15 protein-coding genes are annotated in these 19,590 nt (G+C 57.3%); 9 read left to right on the forward strand and 6 right to left on the reverse strand.

What is annotated here, in order from left to right:
• Positions 1-38: 38 nt before the first annotated feature.
• Positions 39-1,130, reverse strand: a complete 1,092-nt coding sequence (lptG, locus tag Q7U76_10920) for an LPS export ABC transporter permease LptG (GenBank protein ID MDO8356890.1) — start codon at positions 1,128-1,130, stop codon at positions 39-41.
• 4 nt (positions 1,131-1,134) lie between these two features.
• Entirely contained in the window at positions 1,135-2,226 is a 1,092-nt protein-coding gene (lptF, locus tag Q7U76_10925) for an LPS export ABC transporter permease LptF (GenBank protein ID MDO8356891.1), read from the reverse strand.
• A gap of 304 nt (positions 2,227-2,530) precedes the next feature.
• Between lptF and Q7U76_10930 the strand changes: the two genes are divergently transcribed.
• Together Q7U76_10930 and Q7U76_10935 are read left to right on the forward strand one after the other, a co-directional pair.
• A complete protein-coding gene (locus Q7U76_10930; GenBank protein ID MDO8356892.1) occupies positions 2,531-2,752 on the forward strand; it encodes a cold-shock protein in 222 nt (73 codons plus the stop codon).
• A 150-nt stretch (positions 2,753-2,902) separates the two neighbouring features.
• Entirely contained in the window at positions 2,903-5,161 is a 2,259-nt protein-coding gene (locus Q7U76_10935; protein ID MDO8356893.1) for a tetratricopeptide repeat protein, read from the forward strand.
• A gap of 74 nt (positions 5,162-5,235) precedes the next feature.
• On the opposite strand, the gene Q7U76_10940 is transcribed toward Q7U76_10935, so the two are convergent.
• On the reverse strand, positions 5,236-6,204 hold the full coding sequence (locus Q7U76_10940) for a D-glycerate dehydrogenase (GenBank protein ID MDO8356894.1): 969 nt from the start codon (positions 6,202-6,204) through the stop codon (positions 5,236-5,238).
• Positions 6,205-6,311: 107 nt separating this feature from the next.
• Between Q7U76_10940 and Q7U76_10945 the strand changes: the two genes are divergently transcribed.
• The 3 genes from Q7U76_10945 to Q7U76_10955 all read left to right on the forward strand — a co-directional run bounded on the left by Q7U76_10945 (position 6,312) and on the right by Q7U76_10955 (position 9,825).
• Positions 6,312-9,155 (forward strand): FAD-binding and (Fe-S)-binding domain-containing protein, encoded by a 2,844-nt coding sequence (locus tag Q7U76_10945; protein ID MDO8356895.1) that lies wholly within the window; start codon positions 6,312-6,314, stop codon positions 9,153-9,155.
• Positions 9,152-9,385: a hypothetical protein gene (locus Q7U76_10950; protein MDO8356896.1), complete on the forward strand. Its 234-nt coding sequence runs from the start codon at positions 9,152-9,154 to the stop codon at positions 9,383-9,385. The genes Q7U76_10945 and Q7U76_10950 overlap by 4 nt, the downstream gene beginning before the upstream one ends.
• Before the next feature lie 161 nt (positions 9,386-9,546).
• On the forward strand, positions 9,547-9,825 hold the full coding sequence (locus Q7U76_10955) for a MoaD/ThiS family protein (protein MDO8356897.1): 279 nt from the start codon (positions 9,547-9,549) through the stop codon (positions 9,823-9,825).
• Positions 9,826-9,951: 126 nt separating this feature from the next.
• Here the strand turns inward: Q7U76_10955 and Q7U76_10960 are convergent, their stop codons facing one another.
• Both Q7U76_10960 and hrpB read right to left on the reverse strand, forming a co-directional pair.
• The gene (locus tag Q7U76_10960; GenBank protein MDO8356898.1) at positions 9,952-10,587 is read right to left on the reverse strand and encodes a hypothetical protein; all 636 of its coding nucleotides are present in this window, start codon (positions 10,585-10,587) and stop codon (positions 9,952-9,954) included.
• Between the two features lie 119 nt (positions 10,588-10,706).
• Positions 10,707-13,223 carry an ATP-dependent helicase HrpB gene (hrpB, locus tag Q7U76_10965; protein MDO8356899.1) on the reverse strand — a complete coding sequence of 839 codons (2,517 nt, stop codon included), beginning with the start codon at positions 13,221-13,223 and terminating at the stop codon, positions 10,707-10,709.
• A 196-nt stretch (positions 13,224-13,419) separates the two neighbouring features.
• Between hrpB and Q7U76_10970 the strand changes: the two genes are divergently transcribed.
• From Q7U76_10970 to Q7U76_10985, 4 genes are all read left to right on the forward strand, one after another.
• Positions 13,420-13,617: a hypothetical protein gene (locus Q7U76_10970; GenBank protein ID MDO8356900.1), complete on the forward strand. Its 198-nt coding sequence runs from the start codon at positions 13,420-13,422 to the stop codon at positions 13,615-13,617.
• Positions 13,618-13,948: 331 nt separating this feature from the next.
• A complete protein-coding gene (locus Q7U76_10975; GenBank protein ID MDO8356901.1) occupies positions 13,949-15,730 on the forward strand; it encodes a DEAD/DEAH box helicase in 1,782 nt (593 codons plus the stop codon).
• Positions 15,731-16,063: 333 nt separating this feature from the next.
• The gene (locus Q7U76_10980; protein MDO8356902.1) at positions 16,064-16,732 is read left to right on the forward strand and encodes an inorganic pyrophosphatase; all 669 of its coding nucleotides are present in this window, start codon (positions 16,064-16,066) and stop codon (positions 16,730-16,732) included.
• A 166-nt stretch (positions 16,733-16,898) separates the two neighbouring features.
• Positions 16,899-17,459 (forward strand): acyloxyacyl hydrolase, encoded by a 561-nt coding sequence (locus Q7U76_10985; protein ID MDO8356903.1) that lies wholly within the window; start codon positions 16,899-16,901, stop codon positions 17,457-17,459.
• Between the two features lie 66 nt (positions 17,460-17,525).
• On the opposite strand, the gene Q7U76_10990 is transcribed toward Q7U76_10985, so the two are convergent.
• Positions 17,526-19,556 carry a diguanylate cyclase gene (locus Q7U76_10990; GenBank protein ID MDO8356904.1) on the reverse strand — a complete coding sequence of 677 codons (2,031 nt, stop codon included), beginning with the start codon at positions 19,554-19,556 and terminating at the stop codon, positions 17,526-17,528.
• Positions 19,557-19,590: the final 34 nt, after the last annotated feature.

Genomic DNA, 19,590 nt, shown 5'->3' on the forward strand with positions numbered 1-19,590 from the left:
AGGCTTCCCCTCAGCCTTCAGCCTGCCTCTCGCGGGCTTTAATACCGGACTTTGAGCATCAAGTAGAGGCCAAAACTCAAAAAGAGCATATTCGCCATCCATCCGGCGATCAGCGGCGTCAAGACCCCGCCGCGGCCGAGTGCGATCGCGATCGAGTGTGTCGTCCAATAACAAAAACCGACGGCAAGCGCCTGCCCAATTCCCATTGCCATGCTGCCCCCTCGCGTCCCGCTTCGGCGCAGACTCAGCGCAATGCCGACCAGCACCATGATCACGGTGACGAACGGGAAGGCGATTCGACTGTAATAGTCGGTCTTGAGCCGTGCTGACTGGGAGTCCTGCTGATGCCGGCGTCTGGTATAGGCCCGAATGTCATGGAACGTCATCGCTTCGGAATCGCCGGCGAGCCATGTGGTGAAGTCGTCTGGAATGAGGGTCAACGCGATGGCTTGCCGATCGAATGGGGTCGCCGACACGGCTCCATCGGGGGGAAAGAGTCGGTGTTGCCCCTGGTACAGGGCCCAACTGGAGTTACTGTAGCGGGCTTCCTCGGCTTCAGTGATGCCGATCAGTTGGAAGTGACGATCGAATTGAAAGAGGCGCACGCCGCCCAAGCGCTCTCCGTCGACGGAGACGCTCGTCACATGCATGAGGCTGTCCGCTCCCACTCTTGTCCAGGGCTGCTGGAGTTTGACAGCCGCAGCAGGAGACTTTTTCTCGATGCGCGTGGTTCGAATCTCTTCGGACTTGCTCGCGGCTAACGGGATGACGGTGGAGCTGAAGAGTAAGAGCACGAGAGAAATCCCTGCGGCAAAAATAATGAAGGGGGCGGTGATCCAGGGCAAACTGATACCGCAACTGCGCATCGCCGTAATTTCGTGGCCGCGGGAGAGCAGGCCAAATGTGAGGAGGGTGGCCATGAGAATCGCCAGCGGCGCAATTTGGAAGGAAATTGCGGGCGCCTTCAGCAGGAAATAGGTCAGGACGTCGATCCAGTTGGCATCGTAACGCAAAAATCGGCGCACCTTCTCGAAGAAATCGATGACGAGATAGATGGTCATCAACCCGCTGAAACACATTGTGAAGATCTTGCCGTATTCGCGAAGGAGATAACGAAAGAGAATAGGCATAGGATTACCGGCGACTCATGATGTAAAACCACACGACCGTGGTGAGCGCAAAGATGCCGTTCGGGAGCCAGGCTCCGGCAAAGGGTTGCAGTACTGCTGTCGTGACCAGGAATTCGCAGGCGACGTTCAGCATGTAGTAGACGACGACCACGACCACGCCGACCGCAAAGCCCCCCATGCTTCCTGATCGTTTCGAGACGATGCCGACCGGAACGCCCAGCAGGCAAAACACCAGTGAGGCGGTGGGAAAGGCCAGGTCTTTATAATATTCCATCAATCGTCGGAGCGCGGTGGGGTCGCGCCATTGAGATTGCGAGAGTTGGGCGACAATGGCCTCGTACGACGGACGTTCCTCCGTCGAGGAGTAGCCGCTTTGATTCAATGAGAGCTTCAAGTCATAACTTGTGAAGGCCACCTGCTCGTATTGATCGGCTTGATCCGGTCTGCTGTGAATTACGCCCTCTTGCAGGCGTAAGGCAACCTGATTGCTGGCGCTGTCGATCAAGACCTCATACTGTTGCGCCACGATAATGCGGGGATTGTCTGGATTGCGCTCATCGGAGACGAAGATGCCGGTCGTGGTCTGTTTGGGATCCCCATCCGGGACATAGATCGTCATGTTGGGGATGGGCTCGTTAAAGGTTCCCCGCTCCAACGCGAGCACCAATTGATCTCGAAGGAGATTCAGCGCCACCTTTTTGAGATTGGTGGAACTCCAGGGTTGCCCCCACTGCGCCAGCCACAAGGTCAATCCGAACACGAGCAGGGCAAAGAGTATGACGGGGCGAGCCAATCGCATGAGGCTCAGGCCTGCTGCCTGCATTGCTACCAATTCCTTATCGAAGGAGAGTCGTCCGAACGCGGTGATCGAGGCGATAATCCCGGCGATCGGGAGGGTCAACACGAGGAACGACGGCATCAGATGGGCGAAGACTTGCAGCACCGCCACGATTCCAACGCCTTTGGAGACCAGCAGTTCCACGAGGCGCAGGAGTTCCCGCGTGAGCATTACAAAGCACAGGGCTCCGAGGCTTAAGCTAAACGGGGACAGGAGTTCGGTGAAGATGTAACGATCTAGCAGCGTTCGTAGAAACATTCGACAAATCATGCTCCTCGCACGGTGCGACACTATAGGCGAGCAGGCGAGGCTTGTCTAGCGGAGAGGCGACGGGTCTACCGCGCCGATTGCTAATGGATGGCTTGACAAGATTGGAAACGCCGTGGTACATGCTGCGCGATTTATAACCAAGATGGGTTTTGTGACTGATTTTGTCTCTCCCATGAGCCCGTCATTGTCACCCCGCTCGTTGTTCTGTCTTTTTTTCATCACATGTGTCACTCAGTTGGCTCCGGGATCGGTCACGTAACTACACGTGTCCGTTGAGGAAAGGAGGGTTTCTGTGAAGGCAAAAGGCACGGTGAAGTGGTTCAACGATCGCAAAGGGTTTGGGTTCATTCGCTTGGAGAGTGGAGATGATGTCTTCGTGCATTATTCCGCCCTGCAAGGAGAAGGATTCAAGACGTTGAAAGAGGGAGAAAATGTTGAGTTCGAAGTGGTGCAAGGCGCAAAGGGGCCTCAGGCTTCGAATGTATTGAAGGCAGCCGGCGCCGAATTGTCATAAGTGCCCGTACGGAAATTCGAACTGGAAGGCCTGCTCCTCATCAGGAGCAGGCCTTCGTATTTTTGCTGAGAGCGCGACGCATCGGAAAGCCCCATTTCGTTGACAATAACCAGTGACACTGTTAGCGTTTGATCGTTGTGGAGGTTCGTCTTGGCGATTGACCGCAGTAAGGTTCTGCATAGCGCACAGCTCTTTGCGTCACGAGGGCAATTCGACGCCGCCATCAATGAATGGAAGAAGCTTTCCGCCGAATCCCCAGGTGACGGGAGCATCTTCAATTCAATCGGAGAATTGCATCTCAAGCGCAATGCGACCCATGATGCCGTCGCGGCGTTTCTGCAGGCCGCCAACGCCTTTCGTGCAGAAGGCGCCACGCTGAAGGCCATTGCCACATTCAAGAAAATCTTGAAGGTGGACCCGTCCCGGTACGACGTCTATCGGCATCTCGGAGATCTCAATGCAGAACGAGGTTTGCTGAGCAGTGCCGTACAGGATTATCTCACCCTCGGGAAGCACTACCTCAAAGAAGGAAAAGGCAAAGACGCGCTGGACATCTATCGGCGGATCGTCACGCAAGATCCCTCGAATCTGGATGCCCAGCAGCGGGTGGCGGAACTGTGCCTGCAAGAAAATATGCAGGACGAAGCCACGAAAGTCTACTTGCAACTGGGGCGCGAACGGTCGGCACAGCAGCGGTATGCGGAGGCCAAAGACGCGTATCAGGCTGTCTTGCGCATCGATCCTGCCAACAGCGAGGCCGCCCAATTCATCGACCATTTCGAAAAGACCGGTGGCACCTCTGGGCAACCTGCGAAGGCGGGTACGGCTCAAGCAGGAGACCAATCAAAGAGTTCAGAGCCGCTCGATCTGCTGTCGGAGGCTACACGTCGGATCGAAGAGAAACAGTTTGCCGGCGCTGAGGCCATTCTCAATCAATTGCTGACCAAGGAGCCGGGCAATCCGGATGTCTGCCAGTTGTTCGCGAAGTTGCATCTCCAACGCGGAGATCTCCAGGTGGCCCTCGGCGAATATCGGTACCTCGCTGGCGCAGCCTTACGCGCGCAAGACTACGCACAGGCTGAAACCCTGATCACCGATTTTCTGGCGGTCGAACCGCAGTCTGTGGCGATGCTTGAACTCTACGGAGAACTCTACGGAGAGAAAGGCGATGCCGCCAACGCCGTGGTCCAGTATGGGAAGGCGATTGAGCTGTTGTTGGAACATCCCGAGCCAGGGATGCCGACACTGCATGAGGAACTCTTCGAGAAAGTCACGGCACTCGCGCCGGATAGTCCCACGGCGAAAAAACTGGCGGCACTGATGCCTGGCGCTCCAATGGAGGCACCGCCTGTTCCGGTTCAACCCGAGCCAGTTGTTTCTCCCGCAGTGGCTGTTCCACCGATCCCAGTTCAGGAAACGAACACATTTTCGATTGCCGATGCCGCTCCGGACGATGCCTGGAGTATGACCTCGAAGATCGCCCCGCTACAGGATAGACATTTCTCCCTCGCTGGGTCTGAACCGGACCCAGTGTCAGACCCGGAGCCGGTTCAGTCGGTAGAGCCGGAACCGGTTACACAGGTTAATGCCTTCTCGCTGTTGCAGGACGAGCCAAAAGAGGTTGCGTCCATCGAGCCTGTCCTCTCCACAAACGAGCAGTTCCAAGCCTATGTGGCGGCCGGTCAACATGCTGAGGCGGAGGAATGGCTCAGTCGACTTGTGACGGCAGAGCCTCATCATTCTGAAGCCCGAGAACTTTTCGGTTACTTGCTTGAAATCAAGGGCGATACCGCCGGCGCCGCCTTACAATATTCGCGAGCGCTCGAATTGCTCCTGGCAGATCCGGAGAAGAAGCAAGAGCCGCAGCCGGCGATTCTCTATGCCAAGGTCAAAGAGCTCGCTCCTGCCAGTCCGTTAGTCGCCAAATGGGCCGCGACGTTTTCGCCAAAGAAGCCGGAGGTGACAGTACCGGCCGTTGAGGCTCAGGTCTCCGCCGAGCCGCCTGATGCACTTGACCCCGAAACCCATTACACCTTGGGCGTCGCGTACAAGAATATGGGGCTTTGGGAGGAAGCGAAAGAGGAGTTTGGTTGTTCGATGAAGGGTTCTGACTTTTTCCTGGACTCCTGTCTGATGATCGCGGTCTGCTTGAAAGAGCAGGGAGAAGGTCAGTTGGCGAGTCAACAGCTTGAGCAGTTGCTGCAGGACCCGAAGTGTCAAGGCGCCAAGGCGCAAGCCATCAGTTATGAACTCGGATTACTCTACGAAGCCCAAGAGCGATGGAGTCACGCTGCCATAATTTATCAATCGATTCCGACCTTCCATGATGTGCCGCAACGACTCGACTCGGTTCGTGCTCGCCTCGGACCGGCTCAGGCACCGGCTCCCGCGTTACGCTACGCCAACTAGCAGCTCGTCGAAACAAGCCTCTATCGATTCGCGTCGCATCTTTCCCGTAAAACCTGCAAGCCCGTGCGTGTATTCTACGACTGAACACGGTTCGGGGCCGGAAGGCCTTTGAGTACAGCATCAATATTTTTCAAGCAGACCAATCCCATCTGAACCCTCGCATGTAATGTGGCAGAGCCCAGATGTGGAAGGAGCACCACTTGCTTCAGCTGACTCAGCGCCGGGTGGATTGCCGGTTCTTGTTCATACACGTCGAGTCCCGCGCCGGCGATGGTTCCTCTCTTGAGAGCTTCAACCAATGCACCCTCATCGACGATCGGGCCACGAGCAGTATTAAGCAGGAAGGCGGTGGGTTTCATCCAGGCCAACTCACGGGCTCCGATCAGATGGCGGGTGGCTGTTGTGAGCGGAACATGGATGGTCACGATATCGGCTTCTTCAAGGAGATTTCTCAGCGAGCGGTGCTCCCATTCATGAGAGAGAGACGAGGCGGTCATCGGTTGGCGTGCGTGATAGCGCACCGCCATACGAAATCCAACCGCACGCTGGGCGACCGCTTGGCCGATCCGTCCCATACCGATAATGCCCAGGGTTTTTCCAGACACTTCCGCCCCCAAGAGTTGCGTGGGGCTCCATCCCGTCCATTGGCCTGATCGCACAAGGACATCGCCTTCGACGATGCGGCGTGCCGTCGCCAGAATCAGAGCCCAGGTCAGATCTGCTGTGGCGTCCGTCAAGACGTCCGGCGTATTAGTCACGATCAGACCGCGCTGTTGTGCAGCAGCCAGATCGATGTTGTTATACCCGACGGCATAGTTCGCCAGAATTTTCAGCCTGGTGGCAGCTTGAATGGTCTCGGCGTCGATGCGATCACCCAGGGTCACAATCGCGGCGTCGGCCTGACAGAGGCCGTCACGGAGAGCCGATGGAGCGGGCAACGCATCGAGCGGTTCTTGCAGCAAATGGAACCGTTCCCGCACGATGGCCATGACAGGGTCGGGAAGAAGTCGAGAGACGTAAAGGGTTGGACGTATATCGACCACAATGCGTACTCCTAAATGAGGCGCTTATATTAGCCGGTCGTGCATGGCGGGACAACCGGACTTGTGCCGGTCTCAACAGTCCGTCTAGAATGACCACCCATTTAACTATGAGCGCACCAACTCTCATTCTGCCTGAACGTTCCCACGCCATTGCTTCCGATCTCCGAGCTGCGATCGGCATCGATAAGGTCAAAGACGACTATTCGACGCTTACGGCTTATGCTGTGGATGCGAGCATCTATCGGATGACGCCGAAGGCCGTCGTGCTTGTTGAGTCCGAGGAGGATATTGCGGCGACGGTCGCCTATGCTGTGTCGCGCGGTATCCCATTGACACCCCGGGCGGCTGGAACTAATTTGACCGGTTCGGCGATCGGGGCCGGGATCATTTTGGATGTGTCGCGCCTCAATCGGGTGCTGGAGCTGAATCGGGAAGAGCGCTGGGCTCGGGTCCAGCCGGGAATCGTACTGGCTGAACTCAATAAGAAGCTGGCGCGTGACGGTCTGCTCTTCGGTCCCGATCCCTCCAGCGGCGACATGTGCAAGCTTGGCGGGATGTTGGCGAACAATTCATCCGGTCCTCACACGCTGCGCTACGGTGCCGTCAAAGATAATGTCGAAGCGCTCCGTGTCTGCCTGCAATCAGGCGAGTGGTTGGACGCGAAGTCGTATGGACTCGACGATCCACGATGCAGCCAGCTACTAGAGACGCATAGGCCGCTGCACGATTTAAAGCTGCTGCTTCAAGATAATGCTGCCCTGATCGCGCAAAAACGTCCGACTGTCAGCAAAAACAGTTGCGGCTATAACCTCTTTGGGCTTGCCGATGGGCTAGCGCAAGGCCGCTTCGATCTTCCCAAGCTATTCGTCGGCAGCGAGGGGACGCTCGGTCTCTTCAGTGAAGCCACCATTAAGCTGGTGGAGAAGCCTCGATCCACCCTGACGGCGCTCATCCACTTTCACCGTTTAGAAGATGTGGGTGATGCGGTGCCGAAGTTGCTGGAGTTGCATCCGAGCGCGTTGGAAGTGATGGATGCCAACACGCTCAATCTGATTGGGCGGGCGAAGCATGGCATCCCGGCCGATGCGGCTGCCACGCTCCTGGTGGAGTTGGATGCTGACGAGGCGGGGATCGATCTTCGCGAACAGGCCGAGCGCATGACCGGAATCTGCCGCAGCTATCGTCTCGCGTCCGACCCTGTGATTGCGTTCAATCCCGAGCAGCGGGATCAGTTGTGGAAGGCGCGGAAAGCCCTCTATCCGACGCTCTATCGATTCGATCCCAAGAAGAAGCCCATCAACTTTGTCGACGATGTCGTGGTCCCTGCTGAACGGATCAGCGAACTCATCCGGTATCTGGAGGAGTTCTTCGTCGGGCAGCATGTGCCGGTCGCGATTTTCGGCCATATCGGGAATGGGAACGCCCACATTATTCCGTTACTCGATGTGAACGATCAGGGCGATTTCGACAAGATGGTGCAGGGCTATCACGAGATTCACCAGACTGTCTTGAGCCGCTTCGGCGGGTCGATCTGTGGGGAGCATGGGGATGGCCGTGTGCGAGCCGAATATGTGAAGACCATGTTCGGTCCTGAGTTGTATGACCTGTTCGTGAAGGTGAAGCAGAGCTTCGATCCTGCCGGGATGCTCAATCCCGGGATTAAGATCAGCGATCGGCCCTTCACGGACCATATCGACTATGTGCGATTGTCGAAATCCTGTGCGACCTGCGCCAAATGTAATGCCGTCTGTCCGGTCTACGATGTCTTTCAATCGGAAGACATGAGTTCGCGGGGCTGGTTCGAGATCGTCACCGACAAGAACTACAGTTATCTCAACTCGAAGCGAGTCGTGGAGGCCTGCCTCAACTGCAAGTCTTGTCGGACGGCCTGTCCGGCTGGAGTCGATGTCTCCCAACTCATCCTGGACCGTCGCGCCGAAAACCCGAACAAGATGGCGGGTCTTATCTTTCGTTTCCATGCACGAACAGCCATATTTGAACGATTTTTGAAGTTCCTCGCAGTCTGTCAGCCGATCTGGGATCGACCTCTAATGCGGTGGCTGCTCGATCTGGTGACGAAGCCCTTCATGCATTTTCTGGCCGAAACCGCACGACTTTCTCCGAAGCTGGTGATCCCTCGATTGGCCAAGCGGCAACTTCGTGACCGTTATCCGGAATTGATCCCCAGGGCCGGGCAACCGGCCCGTTCTCCGGTGGCCTATTTCCACGGCTGCGCGGCCAACTATTTCGACGATGGGGTGGGAGATGCCGTGATTGCGGTGTTACGAAAGCATGGGGTTGAACCGGATCTGCCGCCGCAACGCTGTTCGGGGACGCCGATCGAAACCTACGGGCACCGCGCATTAGCCAAAGAAGGGGCGCGGGTCAATCTTGCGTCTATGGCAGGATACGAGACAGTCGTGACCGGGTGCGCGTCCTGTACCCTCATGTTGAAGGACTACCCAACCCTGTTCGCCGGTGAGCCGGAAGAAGCCTCAGCCCAGGCCTTGGCCAAGCGGATCACCCATATCTCGCAGTTTGTGTCACAATCGCCCGTCAAACCGGCCATGGCCAGTCAGCAGCCCAAGACCTGCAAGGTGGCCTACCATTCCTCCTGTCATCTGCGAGCAGCGGGAGTGACCAAGGAGCCTCGTGCGATTCTGGCGGGCTTGCCTGGTGTCGATTATGTGGAGATGCCGGACGCCGATCGTTGCGCGGGTGGAGCCGGAACCTATCTCGTGAAGGATTTTGAAACGTCCCAGCGCATTGTCGAACGTAAGCGGAAGGCGGTCGAACAGAGCGGCGCCGAGGTCGTGGCGACGAGTTGCCCGGCCTGTATGATTCAATTGCGCACGGGATTACAGGGAACGGCGGAAGTGAAACACATGGCTCAGCTTATTCAGGAGGCCTACGAAGCCGCAGACCAGCAGAAAGACAGAGGCCCGGCATGAAATTTCGAAAAGTCGACGCGCTATTCATCCTATTTGCCGTGGCCGTCGTCGTCGGTGTATCGCTGTTGCCGACTCCGAAAGACCGGAACCCACCGGTTCCGACGAATGCCACACATCTGGAGATCAGAGCCGAGCAGGCCTGTATCTATTGTCATGCTCCGACTGGGAGTAAGCCTCTACCGGAACGACATCCCAGACGACAGGATTGTTTCCGCTGCCATGCGCGCTGACGAAGAGCTGATGGCTGATAGCGTATGGCAGATGGCGGGAAATATGAATCGATAGCTTATGGAAAATTGTTTTCGGTACAAGCGAGCGAATCTTCTCTTGTTTGTACCATCGGCCATAAGCCATCTGCTATCTGCTCTGCATAGTAAAGGATGAAGAAACCATGGTTACAGTGCTGGTGTTTGGATTGACGCTTCGCGATGCAGTTGGAGACACGGAGTTCGAGCTGGAGATTTCTGAGCCGACTACGGTGAGGAAGTTTATTGAATCGAACCTAGATCGGATAGGCCCCTTGCTGCAGTTTTTGTTGAACCGGGAAATGATGATAGCGGTGAACAAGAAAGTCAGCGGCGAGGATACGATCGTCAAGGACGGCGATATCGTAAAGTTCTCCCACCAATCGCGGACGTCGTACGACGGGACAAGAGACATTCCAATCTAACAGGATGCTCAAAACGCTCGTTCAGCAAGGCCACAGTGAGTGAAGGGCCGAGGCGTACCCTTGGGGTATGTTGAGGGTCTGAACGATGCGAGAACGAAGCTGGCGGGATTTTTCAGCATCCTGAGGTTATGTGCTGGCCCCTTCGCTGCGACTTCTATACTCAAGAAATAGTTTGCTGTGTCGGTTGCCGGTGAGTTCGAGCGTGATCGTGCCGTCTTGGGTTTCCCATGACGCATGGTAGTGGAGATGGCCGATGAGGACCGCGACACCCCAGTAGCTGGGGACCGGTTGGTAGAGGTCGTTGTCCCACAGAGTCTGGTCGTTCGTCGGGCTTCCGTAGGCAGTAGTGAGCTGTTCTTTCAGCACCTGGTAGTACCCGATAAATTCATTCAGTCCGTTGAGGGGCCGCTGCAACAGGATGTATTGGCCGCGGACCAGTGATTCGTGACGGAACTCATAGCCTTCCAGCACACCATGATCGGAGAGATTGCGCAGATAGATCAGCTTGCCTTCCTCATCTTTCTCGACTGCTCCTGCCACCGATAGGCGAAGGGCCTCCGGCTCTTGCCCCCAATGGGCCTGTACCGTTTCTAAGAACGTCAGCACCTGCTTCGTCACTTCCGCTTGTAAGGTGGCTTCGTCTATCTCGTCGAATGGAATCGTGAACGTCGGCGGCGGGAGGACATCCCATGAATTGGCCCAGGCAGATGGAGTGAGCCCGGTCAACGTCATGCCAAGGATCAGTGCGAAAAGATAACGCATAGGTGTCACGATAGAGGCACAGAGGGATGCTGGTCTATCCTACGAAAGGCTGGGGGTATGGGAAGTGATGAGTGATCGGTGATGAGTGAGGGAGGGAGAAAGCTTGCTTGCCCGTCCGTTCACCGCACGCGGCGTTTAGCCTTAGCAGTCGGCGGAGCTGTAAGTGGATCGTCTGGCCAAGAATGTTTGGGGTATCGGCCACGGAGTTCTTTTTTGACTTCGACGTAGGCAGACTTCCAGAAGCTGGAGAGGTCCTTCGTGATTTGGACGGGTCTGCGGGCCGGTGAGAGGAGGTGCAGCATGACCGGAATCTTTCCATCGACGAGGCGCGGTGTCTCTTTGCAGCCGAACATTTCTTGTAACCGCACAGCCAGGATTGGCAGATCAAGCGTCTCATATTCCACTCGCACGTTCGATCCGCTGGGGACTATCAGATGGGTGGGAGCCCATTGGTCGAGTTGGCGTGCCTGTTCCCAGGAGAGGAAGGCATGCAATGGTTGGGTAAGATCGAGCCGCGTGACGCGGTCGAGGGTCGTGAGCCCTGATAGGTAGGGACCGAGCCAGTCGTCGACAGTCTGTGCTAAGGCCTCGTCCGACAGGTCCGGCCATCGTGATTCTTGTCCCTCGATTTTGCGGAGAAATGCCACTCGCGCCCGCCACTGACGAAGCTCTGAAGTCCAGGCCAGCCGGTCGAGTCCCGCCCGACGAATGCCCTGCAGCAATGCCGCCGATATCATCGAAGGATCCGGCTTCGAGAGCCCCTGCTCAGACAGAACGAGTGAACCCAATCGGCGCTGTCTTGTTGCACGAACCACCTGTGCTGTCTCATCCCACGAGACTTCATCCACCACTCGAATCTGGTCTGCATAGAGGGTTTCAAGATCGTGAAGGCTGACCGGTGCGGCCAGATCGATCCTGGCCCATTGCTGGCCGCCGTCCAGGTCGGCAATGACGAGATAATCTTCTGAGCCGAGCGGGTCGGGGTTTTGGAAGAGGGCGCCACGGCCATTGGCCATGAGATAGCGGGAGTTGTTTCCTTGTTGACGTTGGGCGATGCGATCGGGATAGGCCAGTGCGAGCAAGAGGCCGACTTCATCGAGGCTGTCCTGCCGATTTGAACGAGCCGCTCGCGGAAGTTGGCGTTGCCAGAGGTCGGCCGTACGGGCCACTCGCTGACAGGCCCCGCGGTCGACGGTCGCACCGGCCGCATGATCGTGCTGTCCATGCAAGACATCCAGCCGGAGCCGCAGATCTGCGTTGCGCCAGCCGGAGGGGCCCCGCAGAATATCGCGTTCGCTGAGCAGGGCGGCCAGTTCACAGGCCAGATAGCCGAGCTGCAGGGGCACAGACTTGAGTAGCATATGGGCGAGGCGTGGATGGAGCGGCAACTCAGCCATTTGTTTGCCATGGGCCGTGATCTGCCCCTCTCCATTGAGTGCGCCAAGGCTTGTGAGCAACTCTCTCGCCTGGGCGACGGCACCGGGTGGTGGGGGAGTGAGCCAGGACAACTCGGCTGGATTTGGAGTGCCCCAGAGGGCCAATTCGAGGAGGAGCGGCGCCAAGTCGGCATCGAGCATTTCCGGCGGGCGGCGAGGGGCCAACGATTGATGCTCCCCAGCGGTCCAGAGGCGAGCACAGACGCCTGGTTCGAGACGGCCGGCTCTGCCACGCCGTTGCTCGGCAGAGTCCTGGGTGACGCGAATCGTGTCCAGCCTCGTGAGTCCCGATCGCGGATCGAAGCGAGGCACGCGCAACAGTCCCGCATCGATCACGACCCGGACCCCGTCGATCGTGAGACTGGTTTCGGCAATCGAGGTGGCCAGCACGATCTTTCTCATGCTCGGTTGCGTAGGTGTGATGGCTCGGTCCTGCGCCTCTTGCGGCAGGTCTCCATGGAGCGGGGCGATCATGATGTTCGGCGCCAAGTTCAGATCGAGCAGTTTTCGTTCGACGCGGCGGATTTCCGCCATACCAGGCAGAAAGACCAAGAGACTGCCTTGATCCTGCGCCAGTGAACGCTTGATGGATTGGACGACGGCCACGTCCAGATGGCCCGAGAGCGGCTGTTCGAGATAGCGGGTCTCGACCGGAAACATTCGGCCTTCACAGGCAATGACTGGCGCCTGCCCCAAGAGCTCCGAGACCGGACCACAGTCCAAGGTGGCTGACATGACGAGCAGACGGAGATCCGGGCGGAAGAGCCGTTGCGATTCAAGACAGAGGGCCAGGCCGGTATCGGCTTGCAGGCTCCGTTCATGGAACTCATCGAACAGGACGATGGCATAGGAGCTGAGGGCAGGATCGTCTTGCAGCAGCCGAGCGAGGATCCCTTCCGTGACGACTTCGATCTTCGTCGTAGGTCCCACTTTCGTATCGAGTCGCATGCGATAACCGACCGTCCCGCCGACCGGCTCCCCCAGGGTGGTGGCCATGCGATGGGCTGCTGCACGGGCGGCAAGCCGCCGCGGTTCCAGCATGAGGAGTTTTTTCCCGTCGAGCCAGGGGGCATCGAGCAAGGCCAACGGAACCCTTGTCGTTTTGCCCGCACCAGGCGCCGCAGTCAAAAGGGCATTGCGCCCATTCGTCAGTGCAAGACGAAGGTCCGGCAACACATCTTCTATTGGGAGTCTGGACATGGTAAGTTCAATCTTCACGAGAGTGAGCAGGATACTCAAAAAGTCCGTTCAGCGAGGCCGCAGCGAGTGAAGGGCCGAGGCGTACCCGCTGGGTACGTTGAGGGTCTGAACGACGCGAGAATGAAGCTGGCGGCATTTTTCAGTGTCCTGCCAGGACTGTAGCAGAGTCGAAGTCAGAACGAAAAGGAAGCGGTAGATGGTCGAGTATCGATGGAGCAAAACGAAACCCATTACAGCCGGTTGGTATTGGTTCCGGGGCCTGGCACATGAGGCAGATCCCTTTATTGTAGAAGTGGACGAGGTCGGCCAGTTTCAATGGCCGGATGGCGGGTTTCAAGAGGCGATACTCGCCAAAGGGGAATGGGCGGGGCCCATCGAAGAGCCGAAGGAATAAGTGGCGAGAGATACACCGAATAGGTGTATAATGCGTACTTGATTGATGGTTGTTCGGTGAGAAGGTATCTGCAAGTGTCTTCCGCAGCCCTCTGAACGGGCCTGATACGATTCTCTCCCCCGAGTCTCTGAATGACATTCTCTCGCTCGTGACACGTGATCGTGATCGCGCGTTGAGCTACCATCTGACGCAGAGACCAGTATGCGCCTAGGGCCTTAGGGCTCGGCGCCTATTGTCTCATTGAGGCTATCCCCCTTGCTGTGAGAGGGCGAGGGGGATAGCACATACACACCATTCGAGATCCTATCCAGAAAGGCAGTCGATACATTTTATGAAACACGATAGCACCAACCCACCGGCGGAAACGCCGGCGAAAGGGTTTTCTCCTGGTTTCGCCGCGTTGGGCCTGGAAGCCGCGCTGCTCACCACACTCGATACGCTGGGCTATGAAGAGCCCACGCCGATCCAGAGGGAAGCGATTCCTCCGTTTTTGGCAGGCCGCGATCTCTTGGGCCAAGCAGCGACCGGAACCGGTAAGACGGCGGCCTTCACGTTGCCGATGCTCCAGCGCATCGCCCATTCAGCCAGGCGCTGTCCCTCCGCGCTCATCCTGGTCCCAACGAGAGAGTTGGCGATGCAGGTCGGCGAAGCCGTCACACGCTATGGCAAAGAACTGAAGATCACCGTGCTCCCGGTCTACGGAGGACAGGCGATCGGTCCCCAGCTCCATGCACTCAAGCGCGGTGTCGATGTCATCGTGGCGACGCCTGGGCGTGCGCTGGACCATATTCGCCGGAAAACGCTGCAGCTCAAAACGATTCAGATGGTCGTGTTGGACGAAGCCGATGAAATGCTGGACATGGGCTTTGCCGACGACCTGGACGCCATTCTGGAACAGGTGCCGAAAGAGCGGCAGACGGCTCTGTTCTCCGCGACTATGCCGCCCAGGATTGCCTCCATTGCCAAGCGCCATCTCAAGGAACCGGTCGAGATCAAGATTGCCAAAGAACCGCTGAAGGCTGGCGCAGCTCCACGCGTGCATCAAACGGCCTATATCGTCACCAGACCGCACAAGGTGGCGGCTTTGGCGCGCATCTTGGATATGGAAGCACCGAAATCTGCCCTCGTGTTCTGCCGCACACGTATCGAAGTCGATGAACTCACCGCGATGTTGACCAGCCGCGGACACAAGGCCGAAGCGATCCATGGCGGGATGAATCAGCCCCAGCGCGATCGTGTGATGGCGTCGTTCCGATCCGGTCAAACCGAACTCCTCGTGGCGACCGATGTGGCAGCCCGAGGATTGGACATTCCATCTGTGTCGCATGTGGTGAACTACGATCTGCCTATGTCTTCTGAGGTCTACGTCCATCGGATTGGACGGACGGGACGGGCTGGGCGTGAAGGGTCGGCGATTACTGTTCTCGACCCGCGTGAGCAGCGATTGCTGTGGAACATTGAGCAGCTCACGAAGGCCAAGATTGTCGTGACACAAGTGCCGACCATTGCCGACCTGCGCACGAAACGGCTTGCACGAACCAAGGCAGCACTTGAAGAAGTACTGGCGGCTGGTGAGTTGGATTTGTTTCGGGCCGTGGTGGCCTCGATGGCTGAACAGGGAGACCCAGCGGAAGTGGCGGCGGCCGCCCTCAAGCTCGTATTCCGTCTGCAGGGTGGGGAGCGGAAGGAATACGATATTCCGGCCGTGTCGAACAGACCACCGGAGCGTCCTTCGATGGGGCGGCGCCCCATGGAAGATTCTCGAGCGGATCCTCGCGGGCGGGCCGGTGCCATGATGCCGAGAGAGGGACAGGGCAGACCATTCAACCCTCCAGGCCGTGGCGGACGAACGCCTGGCATGGCGAAGGTCTATATCGGTGCAGGCCGGGAGGCAGGTATCCGGGCGGGAGATCTCGTCGGAGCGATTGCCAACGAGGCCGGACTCAATTCGAGTTCGATCGGCGCCGTCGAAATTATGGATCGATTCTCGCTGGTGGAAGTGCCGGAAGTGATGGCTCGCGAGATCATCGAGACCCTTAGCCGCACCAGGATTAAGGGACAGAAGGTCGGCGTGCGACTGTTTCTGGAGCAGCCAAGGGGTGGAAGGGCATAGCCAAGTGCCCTTCTTGCTCGCAGAACGCGCCCGCTCGGAAGGTGCTCATTCGATGCGCGCAGTAAAGGGCAACTTGCCTACACCCTCTTTGAGAGAGCGGGTGAGAAGGAGCAACCAGTGGGGGACCATCAGCCACCTCATTTGAGAGATCCATGCAAGACTGAAGGGAATATGTAGAGTATTGTTAGAGGTCTGAGGCTTTGAGTTCGGACGAAAAACAGTTTTTACGTGGAGTGGTGAGCGATCCCCGATATCCTCTTCGTATCAGGTGTTAGGATAGACGTCCTACTTATTCAGCTCTTATTTTCATAACATTCATTGGAGGAAGACGTGATGAGCGGCAACCAAGCCGATTCCGTGCTGCGACTAATGAGCCTGATGTTCAGAGCCCATCCCTGGCATGGAGTCTCCATCGGAGAGAAGGCCCCTGAAGTGGTGACGGCCTATATTGAAATCGTGCCGACCGACACGGTGAAGTACGAAGTCGATAAGGTTAGCGGGTTCCTGAAGGTCGATCGCCCGCAGCGATTCTCGAACTATTGCCCGGTCTATTACGGACTGGTTCCGCAAACCTATTGCGGAGACGGCGTTGCGGCGTTGTTTTCCGCACGGGCCAAGCGTCAAGGTATGGTGGGGGACCGCGATCCCCTCGATATCTGCGTCCTCACAGAGAAGACGATTCCACACAGTGACATTCTCCTTACGGCCTTGCCCATCGGTGGGCTCAGCATGGCTGACGATGGTGAAGCGGACGACAAGATCATCGCCGTCATGAAGGACGATGCAACCTATGGCGGGTATACGGATATCAGCCAGGTTCCCATGGCGCTGATCGATCGTCTGCAGCATTATTTCTTGACCTATAAGAGTGCGCCAGGCAGCACCCAGCATAAGGTTGAAATTACGAGTATCTATGGCCGCGAGGAAGCCATGAAGGTTATCCGCGCCAGTCATGCCGATTACAAGGCGAAATTCCCTGAGTTGGAAATGCGGTGGGGATAGCGGAGGAACGGCCTGGTCGGTCCCCTGTGCTCACGGAACGCCCACGATGAAACTGTGGTCGTTCGACGTGCGCAGTGGGGGACCAAGCCAGGCCGTCCTCCTTGAGTGGGCGTGAGGAGGATGTGCCTATGAGATCTGCGCCAGTGCGAGATAGAGAGGGGAAGCTATGTTACGGATGAAATGGCAGCTGGCGATGGTCGGGTTTGCGCTGGTTCTCTTTGCTCCCTGGTTAAGTCAAGCGGAGGAGATTCGATTAAATAGCATCGGGGTGAGGGGGGGAGTGACCGGAGGCTCTCCCATCGGGGAACTTGAGACGCAATATTTTAAGACGTATGACTTGATGGCGAACTGGTCAATGCCCTGGGGATGGTATTCCGAGTCGGGATGGGGTGTTGGGACAAGGTTAATGGGCACGGTCGGCGCCATAACGGCATCGGGGGATACCGCATTTGTGACCACGCTGACGCCGGGCTTTGTGCTCGGGAAGAAGGATGGCTGGCTCTCTCTAGAAGTCGGAGGGGGAGGTGCCTTCCTCAGCCAGCACCGCTTTGCAAACCAGGATATGGGGGGGCACTTCCAGTTTGTGGCGGATTTGGCGGTCAGAGCAAAGGTTTATCGAGGGATAGGCGTGGGCTATTGGTTCCACCATATATCCGATGCCGGCACCTATGGGCGCGATGCCCATGGAGCCGATTTTCATATGATCGAATTCAGCTATCGGTTTTGACGGTGTCCACGCTCTCTGTGTCCCGTCTTCCTCATCCACAACATGTGCTGCGCATCGGCGAAGCCGTTATGCGGTCTTTTTCATCTGCTCTACTACCAGTGCGTGGGGATGGGGCACGATGTCGACCCCGTTTCTGCCGTGGTTTTTGACACGATAGAGCGCGTAGTCGGCCATTTTTCTCAAGAGCTCAGAACTCAATGGATATTCGGGGGAGCAGACCGTCGCTCCGATGCTCACGGTAATGGTGAGCGGGCCACTTGGCGTGTCAAAGGGCATATCGCTGATGGCGGTCCTGAAACGTTCGGCACATTCTCTCAACGCCTCTAGATCGCAATTCGGCACCACAATCAAAAACTCTTCACCTCCGGCGCGACCCACGTGATCGTAGCTGCGCGCAGTTTCGCGGAGTCGTTGTGCGGCTTCTCGAAGGACGGTATCTCCAACCTGGTGTCCATAGGTATCATTGACCCGCTTGAAATGGTCGAGGTCGGCGATCAAGACCCCCACAGGCTGGCGGCTTCGTTCAGCCCGTGACAGTTCTTGCGCCAAGGCGTTGAGGATGGCCGAATGATTCAGTAACTCCGTCAATGAATCGTGCTTGGCCTGCTCCTTGGAATCGTGGAGCAGCTGGAGATTTTGAATGGCGGTGCCGGCTTGGGCGGCCAGGGTCAGCACAATCTGTTCGTCCAGTTCGCTGAAGTCGGCCGCGAGACCCTTCGGCGTCAGCTTGTTGGCGAGTGAGAGCCGGCCGAAGAATTGCTCATGGCACCGAATCGATACCCCGAGGTATGACGTCATGGGCCGATGGTCTGCTGGCAGTCCTAGTGCTGCCCAGTATTTCGCAAGATGATTCAGGGACAGAGTCCCGTTTTCCTGTCCAAGTGATTTTCGCGCTCCCGTTTCGAGCGGAAGTATCCGGATGGCGTCGGCCGCAGCCTCATCTGCTCCGGTGCTGAAGAACTGTCCTGGTGTTCGCTGGTCGTTGCTGGAGATTGCTAACGCCGCGTAGTGCGCGCTGGTGATCCCTCTGGCAATATTGAGGAGCTGCTGAAGCAGCCCGTCGAGGTCTTGCTGTGCAGACAACGTCTGAGTGGCCACAACCAAGGCATGAAGGGCTTCCGTCCGTTTCGTGAGGTCTGATTCTGCGTCGATCGCTCGCTGAGATTCCCGCTTCGCGCTGCTCCATTCTTCGTGACGGGCCTTGATCATCCAGAGCACAAGACCGACTAAGGGAAGGAGGAGCAGCAGTGATAGGCACGACAGTTTCCAGAGAAACGACCGAATGGGGGCAAGAATGCTGTCCCGGTCTACACGAATTAAGATGCTCCACCGTAGGATGGGGTCGGCATGGGGGATGGCGAGCTGCGCATAGGCGGTAATGACGGAGGCGCCTCGACGGAGATGTGTTTCCTCGACAAATCCACGTGTATGTATGCCAACCAGTGCGGCAGAAGAAAGTCCGAGTTGCTTGAGGTTGAGGTGGCCGTCTTGTGGTAGCGCCGAATCCGCAAGCAGATCGCCGTTTTCGTTCAGGAGCTGATATTCAAGATGCGACTCTTCAGTCCACTCGATATCCTTGAGCACCTGCATCGTGTCGTCAAGGATTGTGATCAGTGAGGGAATGCCTACGACGGCCTTGATGGCGCCGAGAAAACGACCGTCGGGACTGTGCAGGGGTGCGATCACCGTGATCGCCGAGGTCACGTCTGATTCCTCACTCATCCGTGCATCCAGAATCCTGACGCCAGTGAGGTTGCGCGCCAGCTGAAACCAGGGACGCTGGCTCTGGTCAAGGGACGTACTCGACGGGGTTGTGGTTGCGACGATCCTCCCCTGTGAATCCGTAACGCCGATCCATCGATAGGCCGGGTAGGTGTGACGCAGTTGGCGGAGATACTGTGTCAATGTCTCCGGGTTCTGATCTTGAGCGATCGGAGCTTCTGAGAACAGCTGAATATCGCCTGATCGCTCCAGAATCAGCATGTCTAATTTACTGGCGGCATCTGTGGCTGCCTGCACCAGGCTATGGCCACTGGATTGGATCAACCGCTGCTGGATGGTGTAGAGGGCCCAACCCAGACAGAAGACTGTCACCATCGTCATGATAGCGAATACGAACAGGAGCCGAAAG

This window comes from Nitrospirota bacterium (assembly GCA_030645475.1).
GTDB lineage: Bacteria > Nitrospirota > Nitrospiria > Nitrospirales > Nitrospiraceae > Palsa-1315.

What these genes read in the sequence shown, in the direction of transcription:
- Q7U76_10980 (MDO8356902.1), top strand. Translation starts at nt 16,064, where the DNA reads ATGAGCGGCAACCAAGCCGATTCCGTGCTGCGACTAATGAGCCTGATG.
- lptF (MDO8356891.1), bottom strand. Translation starts at nt 2,226, where the DNA reads ATGTTTCTACGAACGCTGCTAGATCGTTACATCTTCACCGAACTCCTG.
- hrpB (MDO8356899.1), bottom strand. Translation starts at nt 13,223, where the DNA reads ATGTCCAGACTCCCAATAGAAGATGTGTTGCCGGACCTTCGTCTTGCA.
- Q7U76_10990 (MDO8356904.1), bottom strand. Translation starts at nt 19,556, where the DNA reads ATGGTGACAGTCTTCTGTCTGGGTTGGGCCCTCTACACCATCCAGCAG.
- Q7U76_10975 (MDO8356901.1), top strand. Translation starts at nt 13,949, where the DNA reads ATGAAACACGATAGCACCAACCCACCGGCGGAAACGCCGGCGAAAGGG.
- Q7U76_10960 (MDO8356898.1), bottom strand. Translation starts at nt 10,587, where the DNA reads ATGCGTTATCTTTTCGCACTGATCCTTGGCATGACGTTGACCGGGCTC.
- Q7U76_10955 (MDO8356897.1), top strand. Translation starts at nt 9,547, where the DNA reads ATGGTTACAGTGCTGGTGTTTGGATTGACGCTTCGCGATGCAGTTGGA.
- Q7U76_10970 (MDO8356900.1), top strand. Translation starts at nt 13,420, where the DNA reads ATGGTCGAGTATCGATGGAGCAAAACGAAACCCATTACAGCCGGTTGG.
- Q7U76_10985 (MDO8356903.1), top strand. Translation starts at nt 16,899, where the DNA reads ATGTTACGGATGAAATGGCAGCTGGCGATGGTCGGGTTTGCGCTGGTT.
- lptG (MDO8356890.1), bottom strand. Translation starts at nt 1,130, where the DNA reads ATGCCTATTCTCTTTCGTTATCTCCTTCGCGAATACGGCAAGATCTTC.
- Q7U76_10950 (MDO8356896.1), top strand. Translation starts at nt 9,152, where the DNA reads ATGAAATTTCGAAAAGTCGACGCGCTATTCATCCTATTTGCCGTGGCC.
- Q7U76_10945 (MDO8356895.1), top strand. Translation starts at nt 6,312, where the DNA reads ATGAGCGCACCAACTCTCATTCTGCCTGAACGTTCCCACGCCATTGCT.